The sequence below is a fragment of the Acinetobacter sp. EKM10A genome (assembly GCF_011075215.1).
GTDB lineage: Bacteria > Pseudomonadota > Gammaproteobacteria > Pseudomonadales > Moraxellaceae > Acinetobacter > Acinetobacter baumannii.
In genome coordinates, this window is record NZ_JAALLK010000021.1 from 1 (window position 1) to 20,364 (window position 20,364).

Annotated in this window: 18 protein-coding genes and 1 pseudogene; 3 read left to right on the forward strand and 16 right to left on the reverse strand. The window is 37.8% G+C overall.

Annotated elements, in window-relative coordinates; all coding sequences use genetic code 11:
• A pseudogene (locus tag G9371_RS19385) lies at positions 1–77 on the forward strand (ketoglutarate semialdehyde dehydrogenase); the annotation flags it as partial.
• A 77-nt stretch (positions 78–154) separates the two neighbouring features.
• On the opposite strand, the gene hpaR reads toward G9371_RS19385, so the two are convergent.
• From hpaR to G9371_RS17570, 12 genes are all read right to left on the reverse strand, one after another.
• A complete protein-coding gene (gene hpaR, locus G9371_RS17515) occupies positions 155–580 on the reverse strand; it encodes a homoprotocatechuate degradation operon regulator HpaR (protein ID WP_002047403.1) in 426 nt (141 codons plus the stop codon).
• Between the two features lie 163 nt (positions 581–743).
• Entirely contained in the window at positions 744–1,691 is a 948-nt protein-coding gene (locus G9371_RS17520; RefSeq protein ID WP_002047311.1) for a p-hydroxyphenylacetate 3-hydroxylase reductase component, read from the reverse strand.
• A 27-nt stretch (positions 1,692–1,718) separates the two neighbouring features.
• A complete protein-coding gene (locus G9371_RS17525; RefSeq protein ID WP_005124005.1) occupies positions 1,719–2,987 on the reverse strand; it encodes a p-hydroxyphenylacetate 3-hydroxylase oxygenase component in 1,269 nt (422 codons plus the stop codon).
• Positions 2,988–3,227: 240 nt separating this feature from the next.
• On the reverse strand, positions 3,228–4,601 hold the full coding sequence (locus G9371_RS17530) for an MFS transporter (RefSeq protein WP_024437880.1): 1,374 nt from the start codon (positions 4,599–4,601) through the stop codon (positions 3,228–3,230).
• Positions 4,602–4,774: 173 nt separating this feature from the next.
• Positions 4,775–6,223, reverse strand: coding sequence for an NAD-dependent succinate-semialdehyde dehydrogenase (locus G9371_RS17535; protein ID WP_005124003.1), 1,449 nt, complete (start codon positions 6,221–6,223; stop codon positions 4,775–4,777).
• A 14-nt stretch (positions 6,224–6,237) separates the two neighbouring features.
• A complete protein-coding gene (gene hpaI / locus G9371_RS17540; protein WP_005124002.1) occupies positions 6,238–7,038 on the reverse strand; it encodes a 4-hydroxy-2-oxoheptanedioate aldolase in 801 nt (266 codons plus the stop codon).
• Between the two features lie 12 nt (positions 7,039–7,050).
• Positions 7,051–7,854: a 2-oxo-hept-4-ene-1,7-dioate hydratase gene (hpaH, locus tag G9371_RS17545; RefSeq protein ID WP_002047348.1), complete on the reverse strand. Its 804-nt coding sequence runs from the start codon at positions 7,852–7,854 to the stop codon at positions 7,051–7,053.
• 14 nt (positions 7,855–7,868) lie between these two features.
• Positions 7,869–8,258 carry a 5-carboxymethyl-2-hydroxymuconate Delta-isomerase gene (locus G9371_RS17550; RefSeq protein ID WP_029423765.1) on the reverse strand — a complete coding sequence of 130 codons (390 nt, stop codon included), beginning with the start codon at positions 8,256–8,258 and terminating at the stop codon, positions 7,869–7,871.
• Between the two features lie 14 nt (positions 8,259–8,272).
• Positions 8,273–9,130, reverse strand: coding sequence for a 3,4-dihydroxyphenylacetate 2,3-dioxygenase (gene hpaD, locus G9371_RS17555; protein WP_002047303.1), 858 nt, complete (start codon positions 9,128–9,130; stop codon positions 8,273–8,275).
• A gap of 30 nt (positions 9,131–9,160) precedes the next feature.
• Positions 9,161–10,621 (reverse strand): 5-carboxymethyl-2-hydroxymuconate semialdehyde dehydrogenase, encoded by a 1,461-nt coding sequence (gene hpaE, locus G9371_RS17560; RefSeq protein ID WP_005124000.1) that lies wholly within the window; start codon positions 10,619–10,621, stop codon positions 9,161–9,163.
• Positions 10,622–10,632: 11 nt separating this feature from the next.
• A complete protein-coding gene (locus G9371_RS17565) occupies positions 10,633–11,397 on the reverse strand; it encodes a fumarylacetoacetate hydrolase family protein (RefSeq protein WP_029423766.1) in 765 nt (254 codons plus the stop codon).
• 2 nt (positions 11,398–11,399) lie between these two features.
• On the reverse strand, positions 11,400–12,059 hold the full coding sequence (locus G9371_RS17570; protein ID WP_029423767.1) for a fumarylacetoacetate hydrolase family protein: 660 nt from the start codon (positions 12,057–12,059) through the stop codon (positions 11,400–11,402).
• 149 nt (positions 12,060–12,208) lie between these two features.
• On the opposite strand from G9371_RS17570, the gene hpaA reads away from it, so the two are divergent.
• Together hpaA and G9371_RS17580 are read left to right on the forward strand one after the other, a co-directional pair.
• Positions 12,209–13,096: a 4-hydroxyphenylacetate catabolism regulatory protein HpaA gene (gene hpaA / locus G9371_RS17575; protein ID WP_002047245.1), complete on the forward strand. Its 888-nt coding sequence runs from the start codon at positions 12,209–12,211 to the stop codon at positions 13,094–13,096.
• A gap of 5 nt (positions 13,097–13,101) precedes the next feature.
• Complete coding sequence (locus G9371_RS17580; RefSeq protein ID WP_029423768.1) at positions 13,102–14,277, forward strand: multidrug effflux MFS transporter; 1,176 nt, start codon at positions 13,102–13,104, stop codon at positions 14,275–14,277.
• 80 nt (positions 14,278–14,357) lie between these two features.
• Here the strand turns inward: G9371_RS17580 and tyrS are convergent, their stop codons facing one another.
• The 4 genes from tyrS to G9371_RS17600 all read right to left on the reverse strand — a co-directional run bounded on the left by tyrS (position 14,358) and on the right by G9371_RS17600 (position 20,302).
• A complete protein-coding gene (gene tyrS, locus G9371_RS17585) occupies positions 14,358–15,572 on the reverse strand; it encodes a tyrosine--tRNA ligase (RefSeq protein ID WP_029423769.1) in 1,215 nt (404 codons plus the stop codon).
• Positions 15,573–15,654: 82 nt separating this feature from the next.
• Positions 15,655–16,992, reverse strand: a complete 1,338-nt coding sequence (locus G9371_RS17590; protein ID WP_029423770.1) for a hypothetical protein — start codon at positions 16,990–16,992, stop codon at positions 15,655–15,657.
• Positions 16,993–17,162: 170 nt separating this feature from the next.
• A complete protein-coding gene (locus tag G9371_RS17595; RefSeq protein ID WP_029423771.1) occupies positions 17,163–18,587 on the reverse strand; it encodes an APC family permease in 1,425 nt (474 codons plus the stop codon).
• A 305-nt stretch (positions 18,588–18,892) separates the two neighbouring features.
• Positions 18,893–20,302 (reverse strand): aldehyde dehydrogenase family protein, encoded by a 1,410-nt coding sequence (locus G9371_RS17600; RefSeq protein ID WP_029423772.1) that lies wholly within the window; start codon positions 20,300–20,302, stop codon positions 18,893–18,895.
• Positions 20,303–20,364: the final 62 nt, after the last annotated feature.

Consider the following 20,364-nt stretch of genomic DNA (forward strand, 5'->3'; position numbering starts at 1 on the left):
CGGAAGCCTTAAAAGACAGTAATCCGTTGCAGATTTTAAGACTGGTGAATGGTGAGATGACTAAAGAAGCGATCTAAGAATAAAAAGAGACCACAAGTTGGTCTCTTTTTTATTGATATTCATCTTTATAAAAAAGCTAAACTAATCTCTTGCTTTAATTCAACTTAATTTTTGAAAGATCCTTTAATAATTCCAACAACTGTTTCATCTTCTCTTCACCATATTGTTCTTGGATTTTTTGATAAGAAGCTTCCATTTTCACTGCTTGAGTTTTAAAACATTCAAGGCCACTTTCAGTAAGACTAATTAAACTAATTCTTTGGTCATCATAATCTTTACGCTTTTGAATCAGTTTTTGCTCAACCATCCGATTTAAAATTCCGGTTAAGCTTGGTTTTAAAATACACGCCAGTTCTGCTAATTGATTACTCTCTAGTTCTTCATATTGATATAAAATTCGGATAATACGCCATTGTTGTTCAGTCAATCCTACCTCATTGAGTGCTGGACGAAAATGAGACATGATTGCTTCACGAGCTTCCAATAGCGCTAATGTTAAAGATGGACGGATGGGTTTCATTCTGTTCCAAAAAGACAAGTTTGTGAATATATTAACTTATTTTCAAGTAGTGTTAAATCGTTGTCCAGTAGCGGTCATCTGAATTCATGATTAAAAAACTAAAATAATAATTCAATAAAAAATGAAGGGTGTCACCCCTTCATTTTAGTAAGTTTTTTTGTTTTTAAATACCAATCAGATCCTTGAGCATATTTTTAAACAGCTTACGCTCATCAACCGTATATTTTGCAAAGACTTCTTCTTGGTGGCTTTCTGCAATTTTATACAGCATATGCGCACATGCATTACCTTGTTCAGTTAACTCATAGTGTTGACCGTTATCAATTAATAAACCTTTTTCAGATAAAATTTTAGTCGCTTCTTCAATTTCACGAATTGGCATTGCTACTTCACGTTGCAAATCGCACTTACTAGAAGCTGTTTTGCTTTCTAAAACTAGTAATAAACGTGCTTCACTTGTACGAAAACCACTTGCTAATTGTTTAGGTTGATAATCGTTTTGATAAGCACGTACAGCCTGAGTTAGCAAATAGTACATATTGTCATATAAACGTCCTGGGAATACACCTTCAGCCGTTTCAGACTTCATATTCAGGCTTGGATGAGGTAATACTGCCGAATATGCACCTTGGTGATATAAAAGTGGAGAACGTCCATGATCATGGAACTTCACTACACGACCAATAATAATCCAATGGTCACCGCCTTCGACAATATTATACCGCTCACATTCAAAAGCTGCAGAACAGTTTTTGAAAAGTGGTATGTTGCCCACACCTAAGTCAAACTCAATATTTGCAAATTTATCTTCGCTTCGGCGTGCAAATCGATTAGATAATTCAATTTGAGCAGCAGATAAAATATTCACACCAAAATGGGTGGCTTCTTCGAAAATCCGATAACTAGAAGATTTTTTATCAATACTCCATAAAACTAAAGCTGGATCTAATGAAACGGAATTAAAACTATTTGCTGTTACACCTACACGCTCACCCGATGAAGTTTGAGCAGTCATAATGGTAACACCTGTTGCGAAATTACCTAAAGCACGGCGAAACGCCATAGGGTCAATCACTTCTTTTTCTACAATAGCTGTATTTAATTGATTCATTGCGTTCATATTCCTTTATCCCTTCACTTAAACCATGGTTGGGTCTGGTTCCATACCCATTAATTCACGCCCCAGAATTTGTGCACATACGTCATAATCTGTGTATGCATGAGCACCAGTCATATGAGCATCACGGAAGAGACGTTGTAGTTCACTGTTGTCCATAAAACTTGTTGCACCAGCAGCAGCCATTAAACGATCAACAGCTTCAATACACATTTTGACAGCATACGCCTGATTTGTTCGCCAAAAAGCCAGTGTTTCCTTATTTGGATATTGATGATTTAATCCGTGAATACGATGGTCTTCCCATGTTTTTTCAAGTAAGGCGCGTGCAGCAGCAACTTGATGTGTCGATTCTGCAATACGCATTAATGCAGGTGTAGCCAAACCTACATTAGCACCTGTATAAGCACGAACACGATTTCGTTGTTTTTCTTTAAAGGCTTCAATCATACGTTCTGCGATACCTAAACTCACTGCAGAAAAACCACTTGCGAAGTAAGGACGGTATGGTGTGTAAAAAATTTTTGAATCAGGATATAAACCAAAACCAGCCGACTTTCCTTCCATCATATCTTTAGCTTTGGAAATGCGGTATTCAGGGATAAATACATTCACAAGCTTTAGCATTTTTGAGCCACTACTTTTAATCGCTTGTGCATACCAGTTATCTACAATTTCGTAGTCACTACGCGGAATCACACCAAAACTATAAATCTTATTGCCATCAGCATCAAAACGGTTAAAACCGACAATGGCATATTCAGCATGATCACAACCGCTACTCCAGCCATAATCACCGTTTAAAATAATTCCACCTTCAACTTCTTCTACTTTACCAAAAGGAGCAATAGAACTACTTGCGGTTGCATCCGGATCTTTTAACCAGATTTCATCTTGCAACTGTTTACTAAACATCGCAATTTGATGGCTATGAGTACAAAGAAGACTAAATGCCCAAGCCGTTCCCGCACATGCGCCTGCTAAAGTCACAATACAGTTGGCAAAATCCGGCAAGCTCATTTCTAGACCGCCATAAACCTTTGGTTGGAACGCTCGGTGTAGTCCAATTTCTTTAAGAAGTTTTATATTTTCATCAGGTACACGGCGTAATTGCTCGGCACTTTCTGCATTTTTTGCAATTTGAGGTAAAATTTGTTGAATTTTCTCAAGCATTGAAACTCCAGAAACATCTGGCGTTTGAGCGTGAGTGTATACAAGTCGTATTGGCTGAAAGATTGCTTCGCAAGCATGAATCACATCAGAATCCAGATTTAAAACTGTATTTTCCATAATATTGTTTCCATTCAATTAAAAATCATTCCACTATAGACTTCATTGTCTACATACGATGTTTGATACTCATAAAGCCATTATTAAGAAATTCACCTCAATGATTAATGCACTTTTAAAAGTTAAAACTGTACTTTTCATAGTTTCAAAAGAAGAATATCTATCCTTTATTTTTCTTATGGCCAAACAAATAAAGCACCAATAGAAATTGATGCTTATTTTTTAATATTCATTGTTTTTTTATTTATCGTGATGCCATATCACAGGAGATTTTGATTGTTCCTTTTCATAATCCGGTCCTAAAGGTATACCTGTTCGGTCTTTTAGAGAGACGGTTGAAAGAAAAGCAATACAAGTCATTAATGATAAATAAGCCGTAACGGCGAATGTTGTTCCAGTGATATCAATAAGCCAAGCTCCAATCATCGGGGCAAATGCGCCTCCTAAAATTGCACCAAGTGCATATGAAATTGAAATTCCTGAAAACCGGATAGAAGCAGGGAAAAGTTCAGAATAAAAAGCAGACTGCACACCGTAAGTCAGGCCAATTCCCAATGCAAGAAAACATAAAGCTAAAGCGATTAATGGGATTGAAGCTGTATTAACTAATGGAAATAAAGTTAGAACAGCAATGAATTGAACACCCCATCCCGAAATATATGTTTTCTTTCGGCCAATACTGTCAGACAAAACGCCTGAAAACCATGTTGAAATTAACCACACGACAGATGCCAAGGTTACACTAATTAAAATAGGGGTTCTTGATAAAGCTAGAGGTCCTTCGGGATTTGTTGCATAATTTTGAATAAAGCCGCCAGTAGTCATGTAACCACACGCACTATTACCTGCAAAAACAAGAGCAGCTAAAATAACGAGAAGAGCATGATTTTTAAATAGATCACGAATAGGGGTAGCCGAGGTACTTTTACGTTGTTTTATTTCTTCGAAAACTGGGCTTTCTTCAACCGTACGTCGTATCCAATGCCCTACAAATAATAAAACGATACTAAATAAAAAAGGAATTCGCCAACCCCATTCTATAAATGCATCTCCAGGAGAGATAACCCCTGTCATTAGCGCAAACATAACTGAGGCTAAAATAAGGCCCAAAGGTACACCTATTTGGGGAAATGCTCCAAAACGTCCTCTTTTATGTGAAGGTGCATGTTCTACCGCCATTAATACAGCTCCACCCCACTCACCACCTGCGGCTAGCCCCTGTAATATCCTTAAAATGAGTAATAAAATGGGCGCCCAAATACCGATAGACTCATAAGTTGGCAGCAAACCAATACTTGTGGTTGCTAGTCCCATCAGAACTAACGTCATCACAAGCACAAAACGACGGCCATAACGATCCCCCATATAGCCTGCTAAAAAAGCGCCTAATGGACGAAACAGAAAACTTAATCCAACTGTTGCAAAGGTAAGTATGGTCCCTAAAGAGCTACCAGCAGGTGTAAAGAAAAGATCTTTAAAAATTAATCCGGCGGCTGCCGCATAAATGAAAAAATCATACCATTCGACTGTTGTGCCGATAATTGTAGCGAAAGCAACTTTTCTTTCTTCCGCACTTAAATTTTCCTTTTCAATAGCCGTTATCGTGTCATTCATTGCTTACTCCTTGCATGATGAAATCTTATTGCTATAATTTTATTTCAAATAGTTAATATGTTAACTATTTAATTAATAATATTGCTGTGTCTAAAAAATATTTTGATTGCCAGAATTGTTAATATATTAACAATTCTGGCATAATACACGTGATTTTTTTAAATCTGTTAGGATTAAATTCCCATACACATATATTTGAGTTCTTGATAGTCTTCTAAACCATATTTTGACCCTTCTCGACCCGTACCAGACTCTTTGATACCACCAAAAGGAGCAACTTCAGTTGAGATAATACCTTCATTAACTCCAACCATACCATATTCCAATGCCTCGCCCACTCGCCAAGCTCGGCTTAGATTTTGTGTATAAATATAGGAAGCTAATCCAAACTCAGTATCATTGGCCATAGCAATGGCTTGCTCTTCTGTTTCAAATTTAAATACTGGTGCTAAAGGCCCAAAGGTTTCATCATTAGCAACTAGCATGTCAGTAGTTACATTGGCTAAAACTGTCGGTTCAAAAAAAGTCTGGCCTAAACCGTGTCGATGACCACCATAAATAATTTTTGCACCTTTCGAAGTGGCATCTAAAATATGTTCTTGAATTTTTTCAACCGCCTTTTCATTGATGAGAGGCCCCTGTTCTGCTCCATTTTCGAAAGCTGGTGCCACTTTGAGTTTTGCAACTGCAATGCTTAATTTTTCAATAAATACGTCGTAAACAGAAGCCTGAACTAATAAGCGGTTGGTGCATACACATGTTTGTCCACTATTGCGGAATTTAGATGCAATCGCACCTTCCACTGCACGATCAAGATCAGCATCTTCAAACACAATAAATGGTGCATTACCACCAAGTTCCATACTGACTTTTTTCATTGTTGAAGAGCATTGTTCCATCAACAACTTGCCAATTTGAGTAGAACCAGTAAAAGATACTTTCCGTACTGATGGGTGTTTAGTCAGTACTGCACCAATCATTCGTGCACTACCAGTCACCACATTAATAACACCTTTAGGAATACCTGCACGCTCAGCCAATACAGCTAGGGCAAATGCTGATAGTGGCGTTTCCGATGCCGGCTTTATAATCACCGTACAACCAGCAGCTAAAGCTGGACCAACCTTACGAGTAATCATGGCATTGGGGAAATTCCAAGGGGTAATGGCTGCTACAACACCTACAGGTTGGCGGATAACAACTAAACGCCGGCCTTGCTTATCATGGGGAATGATATCGCCATATGCACGTTTGGCTTCTTCAGCGAACCACTCAATAAAACTTGCACCATAGAGAATTTCCCCACGGCTTTCAGTCAATGGTTTACCTTGTTCAAGGCTAAGTAATATTGCAAGATCTTCCTGATTTTCAATAATCAACTGATACCATTTTTTTAACAAAAGTGATCGCTCTTTTGCTGTAGTCAGCTTCCATGTAACCAAAGCCTGTTCAGCTGCTTTGACTGCATGTTCTACCTGCTGTTCTGTTGCGGAAGCAACATTGGCAATAGTTTCACCAGTGGCAGGGTTTGTAACAGTAAATGTTTGTTGATCTGCAGCCGCCAGCCATTCACCATTAATAAAAACCTGTTGTTTTAATAATGATGTATCTTTTAATTGCATGATTCTTTATTCCTTTAATAGACACTTGGTGATGTCGATACTGGTCCATCAACATTTTTGAATTTTGAGAGCAGTTGCTTCATCGATTTCATGAGTAAGCTGGTGTCTACTCCAACAGCAACAAATTCAGTCCCAAGTTCAAGATATTGTTTTGCCAGTTTTTCATCAGCAGATAAAATGCCAGCCGCCTTGCCTGCTGCTCGGATTTTCTGAATGGTCTGTACAATAATATTTTGGACAAATTCATGACCCGGATTACCTCGATAGCCAAGCGCTGCCGACAAGTCCGCGGGGCCAATAAAGATGCCATCAACACCATCAACATTTAATATTTCATCAAGATTATCTAAGCCTTTTTTAGATTCAACTTGAACCAAAAGACAGATTTGTTCATCCGCAGTTTGTAAATAGTCTGAAATATTATTCCAACGTGAAGCTCTAGCAAGCGCAGCTCCAACTCCTCGGATCCCTTCTGGTGGATAACGGGTTGCTTTCACCATCAATTCAGCCTGTTCAGCAGATTCAACCATTGGAATAAGTAGAGTTTGTGCACCAATATCTAGTAATTGCTTAATAAGCGGTACATCACCTGAAACCGGCCGCACGACCGCTTGGCTTGGATAAGCTGCGATACTTTGTAGTTGGGCTAAAATACTGCGCACATCATTCGGAGCATGCTCCCCGTCAATGAGCAACCAGTCATAGCCAACATTTGCCGCAATTTCTGCACAGTAACCATCAGCTAAGCCCACCCACATGCCTATCTGTTGCTCGGTTTTAAGCTTTTGTTTAAAGTAATTGACCGTATTCACCATGATCATGCTCCTTTATACAAAGCGAAAAGCAATTGAACCAAGTTGATCATAATCAATATGGAATGTATCACCTGCACGAGCTGCTACAGGACGGGTAAATGAGCCACCCAAAATAATTTGTCCTGGCTGCAATGTAACACCATGTGGATGCAGTTTATTGGCAAGCCAAGCAACACCTTTTGCCGGATGATTAAGTACGGCCGCTGCAACACCGGACTCTTCAATGACGCCATTACGGTATAAAACTGCTGAAACCCGGCGTAAGTCGAGATCATTCGGTTTGATTGGTCGTCCACCCATAACAATGCCAGCATTGGCAGCATTATCTGAAATGGTGTCAAAAACTTTACGGGTGATTTGAGTTTCCGGATCAACATTGTGTAAACGTGCATCAATGATTTCAATCGTCGGGATCACGTAACGAGTCGCATCCAGTACATCGAAAATAGTGCAGTTTGGTCCAGATAACGGTTTGTCTAAAATAAAGGCTAATTCAACTTCAACACGAGGCACAATAAAACGTGACATTGGAATATCTGAGCCTTCTTCAAATACCATATCATCTAGCAATGCCCCATAATCAGGTTCTGTAATATTTGAAGAAACCTGCATGGCACGTGAAGTGAGCCCAATTTTATGACCAACTAATTTTCGCCCTTCAGCAATTTTATGCTCTACCCATGCTTTTTGAATGGCATATGCATCATCAATGGTAATCTCAGGATATTGCAGTGAAAACTGGCGTATTTGCTGACCAGTTTTTTCAGCTTCATCGAGTTGAATTGCTAACTCTTGAATTTTGGCTTTATCTAACATACGACTTCCCTGCCTCAAGCCTGATTTTTTAAAAACTGATGGATATTGTTCGATTTAAAATTAAGAACGGGATCAAGTTCTGTCATTTCAAATGAAATTGCCAAAAGTCGCTGCTCTTTCAAAGGTTGGAAAAATTGTTCAATCAGGCCAAAGAGTTCAATAGCAACTTTTTGTCTGGTTTCTAAATCACGCCCTGCTCCTACTTTTAAACTCATGTGTACAAATGCATAGTCATGCTGGCCATCTGCTATACGATATTTCTCTAGACGAATAGCACGGCTGCGTATTCCACCTAAAGGAAAGACACCTGTATTTCCTAAAAAGTCATTTACGGTTTTAAACAAGTCCTGAAAATCTACAGAGTTTTCAAGGTTGGCACTGTACTCAGCAATAAAGTGTGGCATCTTTCACTCCTTGATTATGTATTGGGCATTAATGGAAAAATTGCATTAATTTGCCCTGTTCCTGAACTAGGAAAAGCTGGTGTAATAATTTCAGCAGGTTGGTTATATTTATCCCAGCCTAAAGCGCCTAAAAGCATTGCTGTATCATGCATACCACCCTCACCGAAACAATACTCGGCATATTCTGGCAACATTGCGCAAAACTCTGCCCATTCAGCGTTTTCCCACATTTTCACGACATGTTTATCGACTTGACGATCCCACTCACGTGTATAGGTATCCATTCCACGTTGCGCTTCCCAATCCCAAATGAAGCGATGTGATAGTGAGCCACTGGCGAAAATTGCAACATTGCCATCGTAACGTTCAATTGCTTTGATAAGACCTTCACCGAATTTACGGCTATCTTGTAATGAATGAGATGTACAAAAAGCAGAGACTGAAACGACTTTAAAACGACGGTCTTGATTCATATAACGCATCGGGACTAAAGTGCCATATTCCAGCTCGAGACTTTTAATGTTATGGGCCTGAACACGGACGCCTGTTTTTGCAATTTCCTCTTGCATCAACTGGCCTAAAACCGGGTTGCCATCATATTCAAATTCCATATCTTTAATAAAATGTGGAAGTTCATTACTGGTGTAAATTCCTTTGAAATGTTCACCACAGTTAATGTGAAACGCACTATTCACTAACCAGTGGCTATCGAACACAACAATAGTATCTACATCCAAATCACGACAACGCTGCCCAATTTCCTTATGCCCATCAATAGCTGCTTGGCGGCAACCTTGGTGAGGACCAGGTAGTTCAGACAAATACATAGATGGAACATGTGTAATTTTTGCTGCAAGAACTAGCTTACCCATAATATTTCTTCCCTAAACTATATTTATAAATTACACGCCCCAACGCGGAATATGATGTGAGCCCATTGAAATACAAACATTTTTAACTTCTGTAAATACTTCAAAACTGTATTCGCCACCTTCACGGCCTGTACCGGATGCCTTCACGCCACCAAATGGCTGACGTAAATCACGTACGTTTTGGCTATTAATAAAGACCATGCCAGACTCAATACCTGCCGCAAGGCGATGTGCCTTACCAATATCTTGAGTCCAGATATATGAAGCCAATCCATATTCAACATCATTTGCAAGACGTAATGCTTCTGCTTCATCTTTGAATTTTAACAAGCACACCACTGGCCCAAAGATTTCTTCTTGGGCAATACGCATACGGTTATCAACATCGGCAAATACTGTTGGCTGAATGAATTGACCATTTTTTAAATGCTCAGGTAAGTTTGCTGGGCGCTCTAAACCACCTGCAACTAGATTTGCACCTTCTTCAATCCCGATTTTGATGTAGCCCGTGACTTTGTTGTAATGCGCTTGGGTAATCATTGAACCGACTTGGGTATTTGGATCTTGAGGATCTCCAACAATGATATTTTTTGCACGGCGTGCAAACTCAGCTACAAATTCATCGTATACAGATTCTTGAATAAAGATACGACTACCTGCAGTGCAACGTTCACCATTTAACGAGAAGATCGTAAACAATGCTGCATCTAAAGCACGTTCTAAATCGGCGTCAGCAAAAATAACAACTGGAGATTTGCCACCAAGTTCCATTGAATATTTTTTCAAACCTGCATTGGCCATGATTTTACGACCAGTAGCAGTACCACCGGTAAATGAAATTGCACGAATGTCAGGATGTTTTACCAGTGCATCCCCAGCATTTGCTCCATAGCCCTGAACTACGTTGAACACACCTTCTGGAATACCAGCTTCTAAAGCTAAACGCCCAAGTTCATTCGCGGTTAGAGGTGATAACTCCGACATTTTTAATACCGCAGTATTACCCAAAGCTAAACATGGTGCTGTTTTCCATGTCGCCGTCATAAACGGTACATTCCAAGGTGAAACTAGTGCACATACGCCTACGGGTTGGTGTAGCGTATAGTTCAGCATTTGGTCATCAACTGGATATGTATGGCCATCCATGCGGGTACATACTTCAGCAAAGAAATTGAAGTTGTGTGATGCACGTGGAATTAAAACATTTTTCGTCTGATGTATCGGCAGGCCTGTATCTAAAGTTTCTAGCTCTGCGATTTTTCCGACATTTTGATCGATGAGTTCGCCTAAACGACGCATTAGTCGTGCACGTTCTTTTGCTGGTGTTTTGGACCACTTTGGAAATGCTTTTTTCGCAGCAGCAACTGCTAAATCAATTTCTCTTTGGCCGCCACTTGCTACTTCACCAATGGCTTGGTTAGTAGCTGGGTTATAGTTTGTAAATGTCTCGTCACTAGCGACTTCTTTACCATCAATCCAATGCTTAATCATGGAAAATTCCTTTATTTCACAGTATTAAAAAATTCAGTTTCTGAAACGATATAGTTCCGTAGCTTGCCTATACCTTCAATTTCAACGACAACTTCATCTCCCGGAACCACATCAGATAAGCCTTCTGGTGTTCCAGTTGCGATCATGTCACCCGGTTGTAAGGTCATAAATGACGAGATGTACTCAATGAGGAATGGCACATTAAAAATCATGTCTGCTGTAGTGCCTTCTTGACGAAGTTCTCCATTAACCCATGTTTTCAATACAAGGTTATTTGGCTCAGGAACTTGTGCACGGTCGATAATGTATGGTCCAACAGGTGTGGTTGCCTGACGGTTTTTAACGCGTAAGTTTGGACGGTAATAATTTTCCAGATAATCTCGAATCGCGTAGTCATTGCATAAGGTATAGCCTTGTACATATTCCAAGGCATTTTCACGTTTTACATTTTTGGCAGTCTTACCAATGACAGCGACAAGCTCACATTCATAATGCATATATTCAACATGGTCTGGACGCCAAGTTTGTTTGTTATGCCCTGTATAAGTATTATTGGCTTTAATAAAAATCAAAGGTTCTTTTGGTGGTTCAAATGCTAGTTCACGTGCGTGATCTGCATAGTTCAAGCCAAGTGCAAACATGGTCCCATTTGCAGGAGGTAACCATTCAACTTGCTCTTCCTTAAGGATTTGACCATTAGGTAACACAATACTTAAATTGTCATTTACCTGAACATCAAAAATTTGTCCTTCATATTTAATTTTAGCTGTCTTCATAACTATGCTCCCTGTTCCTGAACAGTGTTTGTGACTTTGCCGATTTGTTCAATTTCAACAGTCACCGTATCTCCATCATGAAGATCAGCCCGGCCCAGTGGGGTACCTGTCAAAAGAATATCCCCTTCATTGAGCGTCATATATTCACTAATTTCCTGAATAAGCTGTTCCGGTGTGCGCACCCAATTTGCAGTTGTCCCTTCCTGTACAACTTCATTGTTCACATACACGCGCAGGGTTAATGCATTGACATTTTGTACTTGATCTTTCGCTACGACAGGACCTATAGCGCAAAAACCGTCACGGCATTTCGCTTTGATTGCTGGTCGATAATAACTATCTTCAGGAAGGCTAAATTCATTGATAACAACATAACCCGCAATATAGCCAGCAGCTTCACTTTCCTTTACTCGACTGGTACTTTTCCCAATAACCACACCTAGCGCAGGACCAGCTTGTAAAGTTTCATGCTGCGGTTTTACAACCACCCCACCATTACTATTTCGGGTATTTGGCGTTTTAATAAATAAAACAGGTTTAACCGGCTCTTTTACATAGGGTTTTTCATTAAAACTTTTTTGGAGTGTTTGATATAAACACTTATAATTCAAAGCAATACCAAAAATATTACCATCCAATTTGATCTCTTTTGAGTGATCCATCAGGTACTTACTCCATATTTCTTCTGTTTCATCGGAAATAGACTTTCTAACAATTAGTTAATATGTTAACTTTATAGTTAATATGTTAACTAATTTCAAGTGTTTTTTCATGTATTCTTAAAAAGCATACTTTCCAAGGAACTAATAGTATGAAAAATGGAATGATTCCTAATTTAAAGATGGGTGAGGTCTATGACCAACGCTATGCGGATGCTGAAATTCATTATGAAGCACTAAGCAAGCTTGCTCTGTTTTTTGGAATGCAAATGCCAGCACATCGGCATGACCGTTTTTTTCAAATACATTTTTTAACTAAAGGCACTGTCCGAATTTTTCTAGATGACGTGAAATATGTATGCCAGGCACCTGTTTTCTTTTTTACCCCACCTTCTGTTGCTCATTCATTTATTACCGATCCTAACTGCGAAGGCCATGTACTCACGGTACAGCAAAATATTATTTGGTCGCTCTTAGAAGACGGTTTTCAAATACAAAATTTTATCCCAATTTGTTTACAAAGAAATAATTTAGAACCCATGCTCCAGCAAAGTATGGACCAAATTGAAAGATATTTATATCAGCTTAAACTGGAATTCGAGGCAAATCAGGATGGTAAGGACTTAGCTCTAAAAAGCTTGATCAATCTAATTTTTCTCAATGTATTACGGCTCAGCAATGCTGCTCCACTGCGTGTGAAAAACTGTAAGAATGAATTATCTATTTTTAGAAAATTTAATGAATTGATTGAAGACCATTTTATGGAACATTGGTCATTAGCCCAGTACGCAAGCCACTTGGCAATTACAGAAGCTAGACTGAATGAAATTTGCAAACGTTTAGCTGATATTTCTTCTAAAAAACTTATCTTTGATCGTCAAATGCAAGAAGCTAAAAGGCTATTAATTTTCACAGATGACTCAATCAACGAAATTTGTTATCAGCTTGGTTTTAAAGATCCAGCATATTTTAGTCGTTTCTTCCAAAGACATGCAGGAATTCGTCCATCAGATTTTCGTAATCAGCATATTCAACAGTAATTAATATGAAATCGAAAAATTATGCATTAATCGGACTGTTGGGAGCTTTAGTTGCATTCGGTCCCCTATCAATTGACATGTATCTCCCAAGCCTTCCCCAAATGTCTGTAGATTTAGCGAGTTCTGCCCAGCAGATTCAAAAAACCATTACGGTGTTTTTGGTTGGTTTTAGTATTGGCATGCTATTTTATGGGCCTTTATCGGATATATATGGTCGAAAGAAAATACTAATTATAGGTATTTCGATTTATATCTTTGCCTCAATAGGCTGTACCTTATCTGAATCGGTTGAGCAATTGACTCTTTTCCGTTTTTTACAGGCTCTTGGCGGGGCTAGCGCCTCTGTCATTTCGAGAGCTTTGGTCAAAGATTTATTTGAACAGAATGATATCCCTAAAGTCTTGTCTTTAATGCATATCATTACCATGATTGCCACTCTTATTGCCCCAACTCTAGGTGGTCTGTTAACACAACATTTTGGTTGGAATGCGATTTTTAAACTTTTATCCCTGTTTTCGGCAAGTATTTTATTAGGTGTTTTTCTTCGTATTCCAAATGAATTCCCCAAAAATAGCAGACCTCATTTTATAAAAAATTATATTGCAGTAATTAAAGATAGCAGAGCATGGAGTTTTATTTTTGCTTTAAGCGGAACATTTGCCGGAATGTTTGCATATATCACAGCATCTTCATTTATATTTGTAGATCAAATAGGCTTTAGCCAATTACAGTATGCATTTTTATTCGGATTTAATATTACTGGAATTATTATATTCACGATTTTAAACACTTATTTTTTAAGAAAATACTCATCTTACAAACTTCTTAAGGCATTTACGTTAGTCGCCTGTATTTCAGGTTTTTATTTATTACTAATTAGCTTATTAAATTTTCACCATCCCTTTTATCTCATCATTGGATTACTCATGTTTGTAGGAGTAACAGGAGCTATTGGAGCAAATGCAATCGCAAATTTATTAAATATTTTTTCTCAAGCAGCAGGTACAGTTTCCGGACTCGCGGTATCTTTCCAATTTGGCTTCGGTGCATTAGCCAGTTATTTTACAGTATTACTTTATCGCCCAGACTCTTCACTAGCCATGACACTCATTATGGCAATTTGTGGATTTATAAGTTTCTTAAGTTTGAGAATAAATAAGCAGCTCAAAAATTATTTATAGTGATATTTAAAATAGATAGAGTGAAGCAATTGTAATTACTGAACAATTGCTTCACATATAATATTAGATACTACTAAGCATTAATCTATAAAAGTAACCTTTGCAATTGCTTTTTTACTACTTTGTATAATGAAAGTCCCATTCTTTTTTACAGAATATGTGGAATCTACTTTTTCCCAGTCAACTTTTACAGCACCGCTACTCAAAGCATCTTTAGCTTGAGCTGCATTTGTAGTTAAACCAGCTTTACGTAAAATAGAAGTAATAAATACTTCACCTCCAAATTCGCTACGTGAGATGAAGACTTCTGAAATATCTGCCGGGATTTCTCCATGAGTAATAATATTACCTGTGCTTTTATTTGCAGTTGCAGCAGCTTCGGGACCATGAAAACGCTCTACCAATTCCAAGGCAAGAATACGTTTAACTTCTTGCGGATTACGGCCTTCAGACATCTCTTGAAGTATGACTTTAATTTCATCTATTGTTTTAAAACTAAGCAAATCAAAATAGCGTTCAATTAATAAATCGGGAAGTGAAAGAATTTTTTGGTACATTGTACCCGGTGTGTCAAATACCCCAATATAATTTCCTAAAGATTTAGACATTTTATTCATCCCATCTAAACCTTCTAAAAGAGGAACAGTAATGCACACTTGTGGTGTTTGCTGATAACGTTCCTGTAATGTACGTCCCATTAACAAATTGAAGGTCTGATCAGTCCCGCCCATCTCAACATCAGCCTCAAGCGCAATCGAGTCATAACCTTGAATTAATGGATATAAAAATTCATGAATTGCGATAGGCTGGTGTTGTTTATAACGTTTATTGAAATCATCACGTTCTATCATACGTGCAACAGTGTGTTGTGAAGCCAATTGAATAAGATCAGCAGCCGTTTTTTGAGAAAACCACTCGGAATTAAAAACAATTTTGGTTTTTGACGGATCAAGAATTTTAAAAACCTGTTCTTGATAAGTCTTTGCATTTTCGAGAACCTGTTCACGTGATAATGGAGGTCGTGTTGTGTTTTTACCAGAAGGGTCTCCAATTCTAGCGGTATAATCGCCAATAAGAAAAAATACCTGATGACCTAAATCTTGGAATACCTTAAGTTTATTAAGAAGAACCGTATGACCAAAATGCAAATCCGGAGCGGTCGGATCAAATCCGGCCTTAATTCTTAACGGGCGATTTTCTCTTAACTTTTTTAGAAGATCATCCTTTGAAATGATCTCATGTGTACCACGCTGTATGAGAGTAAGTTGTTCTTCAGGAGCCAAGAAATTCATCATTCAAATATCCACATCATTCATTAAATAAAGGGTTGTTCAACAACCCTGCTTACTTCCCAAGGAAACTTAAATTCACTAATTTTTAAAATGAGAGATTTAAAACCAGTTGTGCATAAAGATTGGTTTTATCATCTCCATTTTGTAAACCGTTATGTGCCAAATCATATTTCGGTTTATAAATTCCCAATAATGGAGATACTGTGAGGTTGGGTTTCACAAACCATAAAGCATATAAATCAAGCTCTTGGCCCGATAAATCAGTATTATTTTCTTTCTTTAAAGTATCAAAATCATAGGCTTGCAATCCTAATGTTACTTTTTCATGAGGACTGACACTAAAACCGAAATTTGAAATTTGTGTATTGGCATTAAATGGTCCTGAATAGTTATATGCCACTTCTCCCTGAAACCATTTTCCATATTCCAACGCACCAACGAACAAGTTGTCCCATTTTTCTGAAAAACGGCTATATCTCAGCGTAAAAGAAGGCTTCCAGGCGGTATTGAAGGTATAGCCAGTTTTTATATACCAAGCATTTTCAGTATTGGCATCGCGTTTGTCTTGAACCGCATATTCAAAACCAAAAAGTGTATTTTCTATACCTAAGCTACCTAGACCACGTAAGCTATATACATTCATTCCTTCCCGGTCAGATAAAATTGATGAAACCTGTTTTGCAAAAGCCTGATCAATAGACTCATTATGTAAATAAGTAAAGCCTAGAGTTCCTTTTTTAGTATCAGTGTAATCTAAGGTAGCAGCATAAAACTTTGAATAGGCTTGAATTGCATTATTAGATTTAAAAGTAGAGAGGCTACCGTGTAAGCCCTCTTGATTTCCAAGTTTAACCACGACGGTATCTTTAAAATTTCGGTGCCCTGCCAAATAATAGGTTCCACCACCTTTACGGTTGAAAGCTTCACCTAAAAGAGGTGAATGCCCGACATTCGGTGCATCTGCACATATCAGAAAACCATCTCCAAAACAGATACTTTGCCGACCAAAAGAAATATCTAACCCATTATGTCCAAGCCATGGAATTAAATCGCCTGATTTCCAGCCAACAAAAGCATCTTCAATTTTTGTTGCCCGTTCATCACCATCAGTAAAACCTGCTGCATCACCATCCCCCCAAGTACCTGCACTCACTAAGTTGGCTTTACTATATATAGAACCTAATTCCCCAATTTTTTGTTCTGCATTTAGACCATATTGCAGATACCCTTCTTGCCAGCTATAACTTTCATTTTCAGCATTTGGAATATAATTTTTCTTACTATAAAAGGTCCCTATAGTTGCAATGATATTCGCTGAGATTTGTGTATCATCAGTTTTATAAAGTTCAATATCTGCATGTGTCTTACATGCAGCCATTAATATTCCTGAGAGTGTAATAAAACGGTATAAATTTTTATTCATCGCTCTTATGTCCTTATAAATGAATGGATAAATACGTCTGGAGTAATTATTTTTAACAGAGGGAGGACAGTTAAATATTGTAAAAAAACGACTTATTAATAAATTATTTTAGTTTTTGCTATTCTTCATAGAGGGAGCGATGCATAAGAGATTATACATCGCCTTTTTTATTAAATTCTTTTAACTAAACTATAAATATTATTATAAAGATCAATATGTCTTTTCTTTAAGAAAGCACCAGTTACTAACCCAGCAATAATGCTTATAAATAAAATTATAGGCATAATATAAATAGTCGGACTATTACTACCACTCATGATATCTAAATTCTTAATCACAAGATAAAGAATAAAAGCCATTCCTATGCTTGAAATAGTTGGAGCAATTAAGCGGCTCCACATGCTAACTTTGAGGTCTTTATTTTTAATAAAATATGAAATAACCGCCAAGCTTACGCCAAATTGTAAAGCTAAAATTGCCATACTTCCAAAAGCTGAACACCATGAGAAGATATCAATCATCGGATCAAAATGCATAACTGCGAATACGACAATACACATCATTATGATAATGCCTTGAACAATACTGGCAATATATGGGGTTTGATGTTTAGCATGAGTTTTTGAAAGCTTTGACCAAAATAAGCCATCACGACTAATGGTATACATATATCGTGCAAGTGAATTATGAAAAGCCTGAGTAGCAGCAAATAGACTCGTTAATAATAAAACCGACATTACGTCTACTGACCATTTACCTAAAACAGCGGTAGCTACATCATACACATACATTCCCGGATCTTTGCTAGCTATTGCTACAATAGCTCCAGATGAGCTATAGAGAATAAAACTCCAAGTGGTAAACACAAAAAATATAGCGATTAAACCTACTGCAATAAAAGTAGCCCTAGACACCACTTTTTTAGGATTTATACATTCTTCAGAATAAATTGCCGCTGCCTCAAATCCTATAAATGAACAGATTGCAAATATCATTGAAATACCAAAATGATCAGTAAAAATTGTACTTGGGTGAAATGAAGTAAATTCAAAATTTATCGGTCTCTGGAATATCGCAATATCAACTAGCAAAATAATACCCACTTCAAGAATCATTAAGAGACCTAGGATCTTCCCTCCAATTTCAACACTGGCGACACCAAGCATCATGACCACAACTTGCATAGCCAAAGCATAAACCCACCAAGGAATATCAATGTCCAAATGAGAAACAACCAAGTGTTGAGTAAAAAAACCAAACATTGCAGTTACAGCCAATTGGATAGCTGTATAGGCCAAAATAGCAATGCTTAACCCCGAAATACCTGGCCCGACACCTAAACCTTGTACAATATAAGTATAAAAAGCGCCAGCATTGACGATATATTTACTCATAGCTATAAAACCAAAACTGAAAATAATCAGTAGTAAGGCAGCTACAATAAAAGAGCCGGGTACACCTGCTCCATTTCCTAACATAAAATTTAAAGGCATTGCACCCACGACTCCAGTCAATGGAGATGCTGCTGCAACAACAAAAAATACGACTGTCCATAGTCCTAGACTGCCTTTTTTCAGATTATTTCCATTATTCATATAAGCTCCCCGCGAACGAGAATAAAACTATATAGCTCTGTCTATTTTGCTCTTCATTCTCTTAAAGATAAGATTTTCAAAATCGACCTGTCTTATGCAGCATATTCATTAACCCAATAGAAAACTCTTTAGCTAGAATTTTATGAACTTCAGATTGCTGTCATGAGTTTTAAATTAAATGAAAAAACTAAAGATCACTTGTAAAAAAACGACATTCTTAATATTTTAATAAGTAACTAATTTATATAAAAAAAGCCATTTAAAAAACTTAAATGGCGAAAGATACAACTGATATTTTTAAAAAATCAGGCTTCTGTTATATGAACTGATTGCTTATGGGTATATTGCAGCAGACCACCCATACCAAAAGAATATCCTAAACCAGAAAGCTTCCAGCCCCCAAAAGCTGCTTCCGGGGAAAGATCTGCATGGCTATTAATCCAGACCGTCCCTGTTTCCATTTTTTCGGCAATTTCCTGTGCTTTTTGCAAGTCTTTAGTCCAGACCGAACCGCCTAGACCAAATTCACTTTGATTGGTAGATTCAATGACTTCATGAATATCACTAAAGCGTAAAATAGGTAAAACAGGACCGAATTGCTCTTGTTCTACAATTGCTGTTTCTTCATTTACATCTACAACAAGAGTCGGGGCAATAAAATAACCTTTTTCAGGTAGTGCTTGATGAGAATGGATTATAGTCGCACCTTGTTCAATTGCATCTTCAATCAAACGCTGCACTTTGTCGAACTGCATTTTATTTTGTACAGGGCCAAAAGTTGTCGAAGCCACCAAGCCGTCCCCTAATACCTGAGCATTAATAATCTCGGTAAGTTTCTGGACCACTTGATCATAGATATTGTCATGTACATATAATCTTTTCAGGCATGCACAAGTCTGGCCAGCATTTAAAAAAGCGGACATAAATAGCTTCTGGCATGTAGTTTCAACATCTACATCATCCAGAACAATCCCAACATCATTTCCGCCCAATTCAAGTACAACACTTTTTAATGTTTCGATTGAGTTTTGTAGTATGCGTTGCCCTGTACTTGTTGAGCCTGTAAAGGTTACTTTTTCAATACCCGGATGTGCTGTAAGCGCACTACCGATTTGCCCATCTCCCAATACCAGACTACATACACCGGCAGGTAAATGTCTATTGATAATCTCGACCAGCTTAATAGTACTCAACGGCGTAAACTCTGATGGCTTATTAATCACGCAATTTTTAGTTTTTAGCGCTGGAAAAAGATGCCAAGCAGCAATCATAAATGGCCAGTTCCACGGTGTAATAGAAGCAATAACACCTAATGGACGGTTATAAACCGTAATCCTTTTCCCGTTCGTGTCCTGATAATGCTCGACTGGAATCGTTAAACTTGCAATATAATTGATCCACTGCGCTGTAAGCTCAACCTCTAGTTGTGCCAAAAAAACGGGTTTCCCTTGTTCTTGAGTAATAAGAGTAGCAAGCTCATTTTTTTGAGACAAAATATCTTCGGCAATTGCATGAAATGCCTGTACGATTTTTTGGTCATCTACATTTTTCCAGGTTGCAAAAGCTTGCTTTGCTTTGGCAATACAATCATCTAGCTGTTCTGGTGTCGTTGATGAGACAGTTGCTATTACATCCAATGTTGCTGGATTAATAACATCAATCGTTTTACCTGTCCCTAGTACTGTTTGACCATTTATATACATAGACGTATTCATACAATCTTCCTATGATCATGTATATAAAGCGACTAATTTTAGCTTTTAAAATTGTTCACTTT

Coding starts and splice junctions, on each gene's coding strand:
- hpaR (WP_002047403.1), bottom strand. CDS start 580: ATGAAACCCATCCGTCCATCTTTAACATTAGCGCTATTGGAAGCTCGT.
- G9371_RS17520 (WP_002047311.1), bottom strand. CDS start 1,691: ATGAATCAATTAAATACAGCTATTGTAGAAAAAGAAGTGATTGACCCT.
- G9371_RS17525 (WP_005124005.1), bottom strand. CDS start 2,987: ATGGAAAATACAGTTTTAAATCTGGATTCTGATGTGATTCATGCTTGC.
- G9371_RS17530 (WP_024437880.1), bottom strand. CDS start 4,601: ATGAATGACACGATAACGGCTATTGAAAAGGAAAATTTAAGTGCGGAA.
- G9371_RS17535 (WP_005124003.1), bottom strand. CDS start 6,223: ATGCAATTAAAAGATACATCATTATTAAAACAACAGGTTTTTATTAAT.
- hpaI (WP_005124002.1), bottom strand. CDS start 7,038: ATGGTGAATACGGTCAATTACTTTAAACAAAAGCTTAAAACCGAGCAA.
- hpaH (WP_002047348.1), bottom strand. CDS start 7,854: ATGTTAGATAAAGCCAAAATTCAAGAGTTAGCAATTCAACTCGATGAA.
- G9371_RS17550 (WP_029423765.1), bottom strand. CDS start 8,258: ATGCCACACTTTATTGCTGAGTACAGTGCCAACCTTGAAAACTCTGTA.
- hpaD (WP_002047303.1), bottom strand. CDS start 9,130: ATGGGTAAGCTAGTTCTTGCAGCAAAAATTACACATGTTCCATCTATG.
- hpaE (WP_005124000.1), bottom strand. CDS start 10,621: ATGATTAAGCATTGGATTGATGGTAAAGAAGTCGCTAGTGACGAGACA.
- G9371_RS17565 (WP_029423766.1), bottom strand. CDS start 11,397: ATGAAGACAGCTAAAATTAAATATGAAGGACAAATTTTTGATGTTCAG.
- G9371_RS17570 (WP_029423767.1), bottom strand. CDS start 12,059: ATGGATCACTCAAAAGAGATCAAATTGGATGGTAATATTTTTGGTATT.
- hpaA (WP_002047245.1), top strand. CDS start 12,209: ATGAAAAATGGAATGATTCCTAATTTAAAGATGGGTGAGGTCTATGAC.
- G9371_RS17580 (WP_029423768.1), top strand. CDS start 13,102: ATGAAATCGAAAAATTATGCATTAATCGGACTGTTGGGAGCTTTAGTT.
- tyrS (WP_029423769.1), bottom strand. CDS start 15,572: ATGATGAATTTCTTGGCTCCTGAAGAACAACTTACTCTCATACAGCGT.
- G9371_RS17590 (WP_029423770.1), bottom strand. CDS start 16,992: ATGAATAAAAATTTATACCGTTTTATTACACTCTCAGGAATATTAATG.
- G9371_RS17595 (WP_029423771.1), bottom strand. CDS start 18,587: ATGAATAATGGAAATAATCTGAAAAAAGGCAGTCTAGGACTATGGACA.
- G9371_RS17600 (WP_029423772.1), bottom strand. CDS start 20,302: ATGAATACGTCTATGTATATAAATGGTCAAACAGTACTAGGGACAGGT.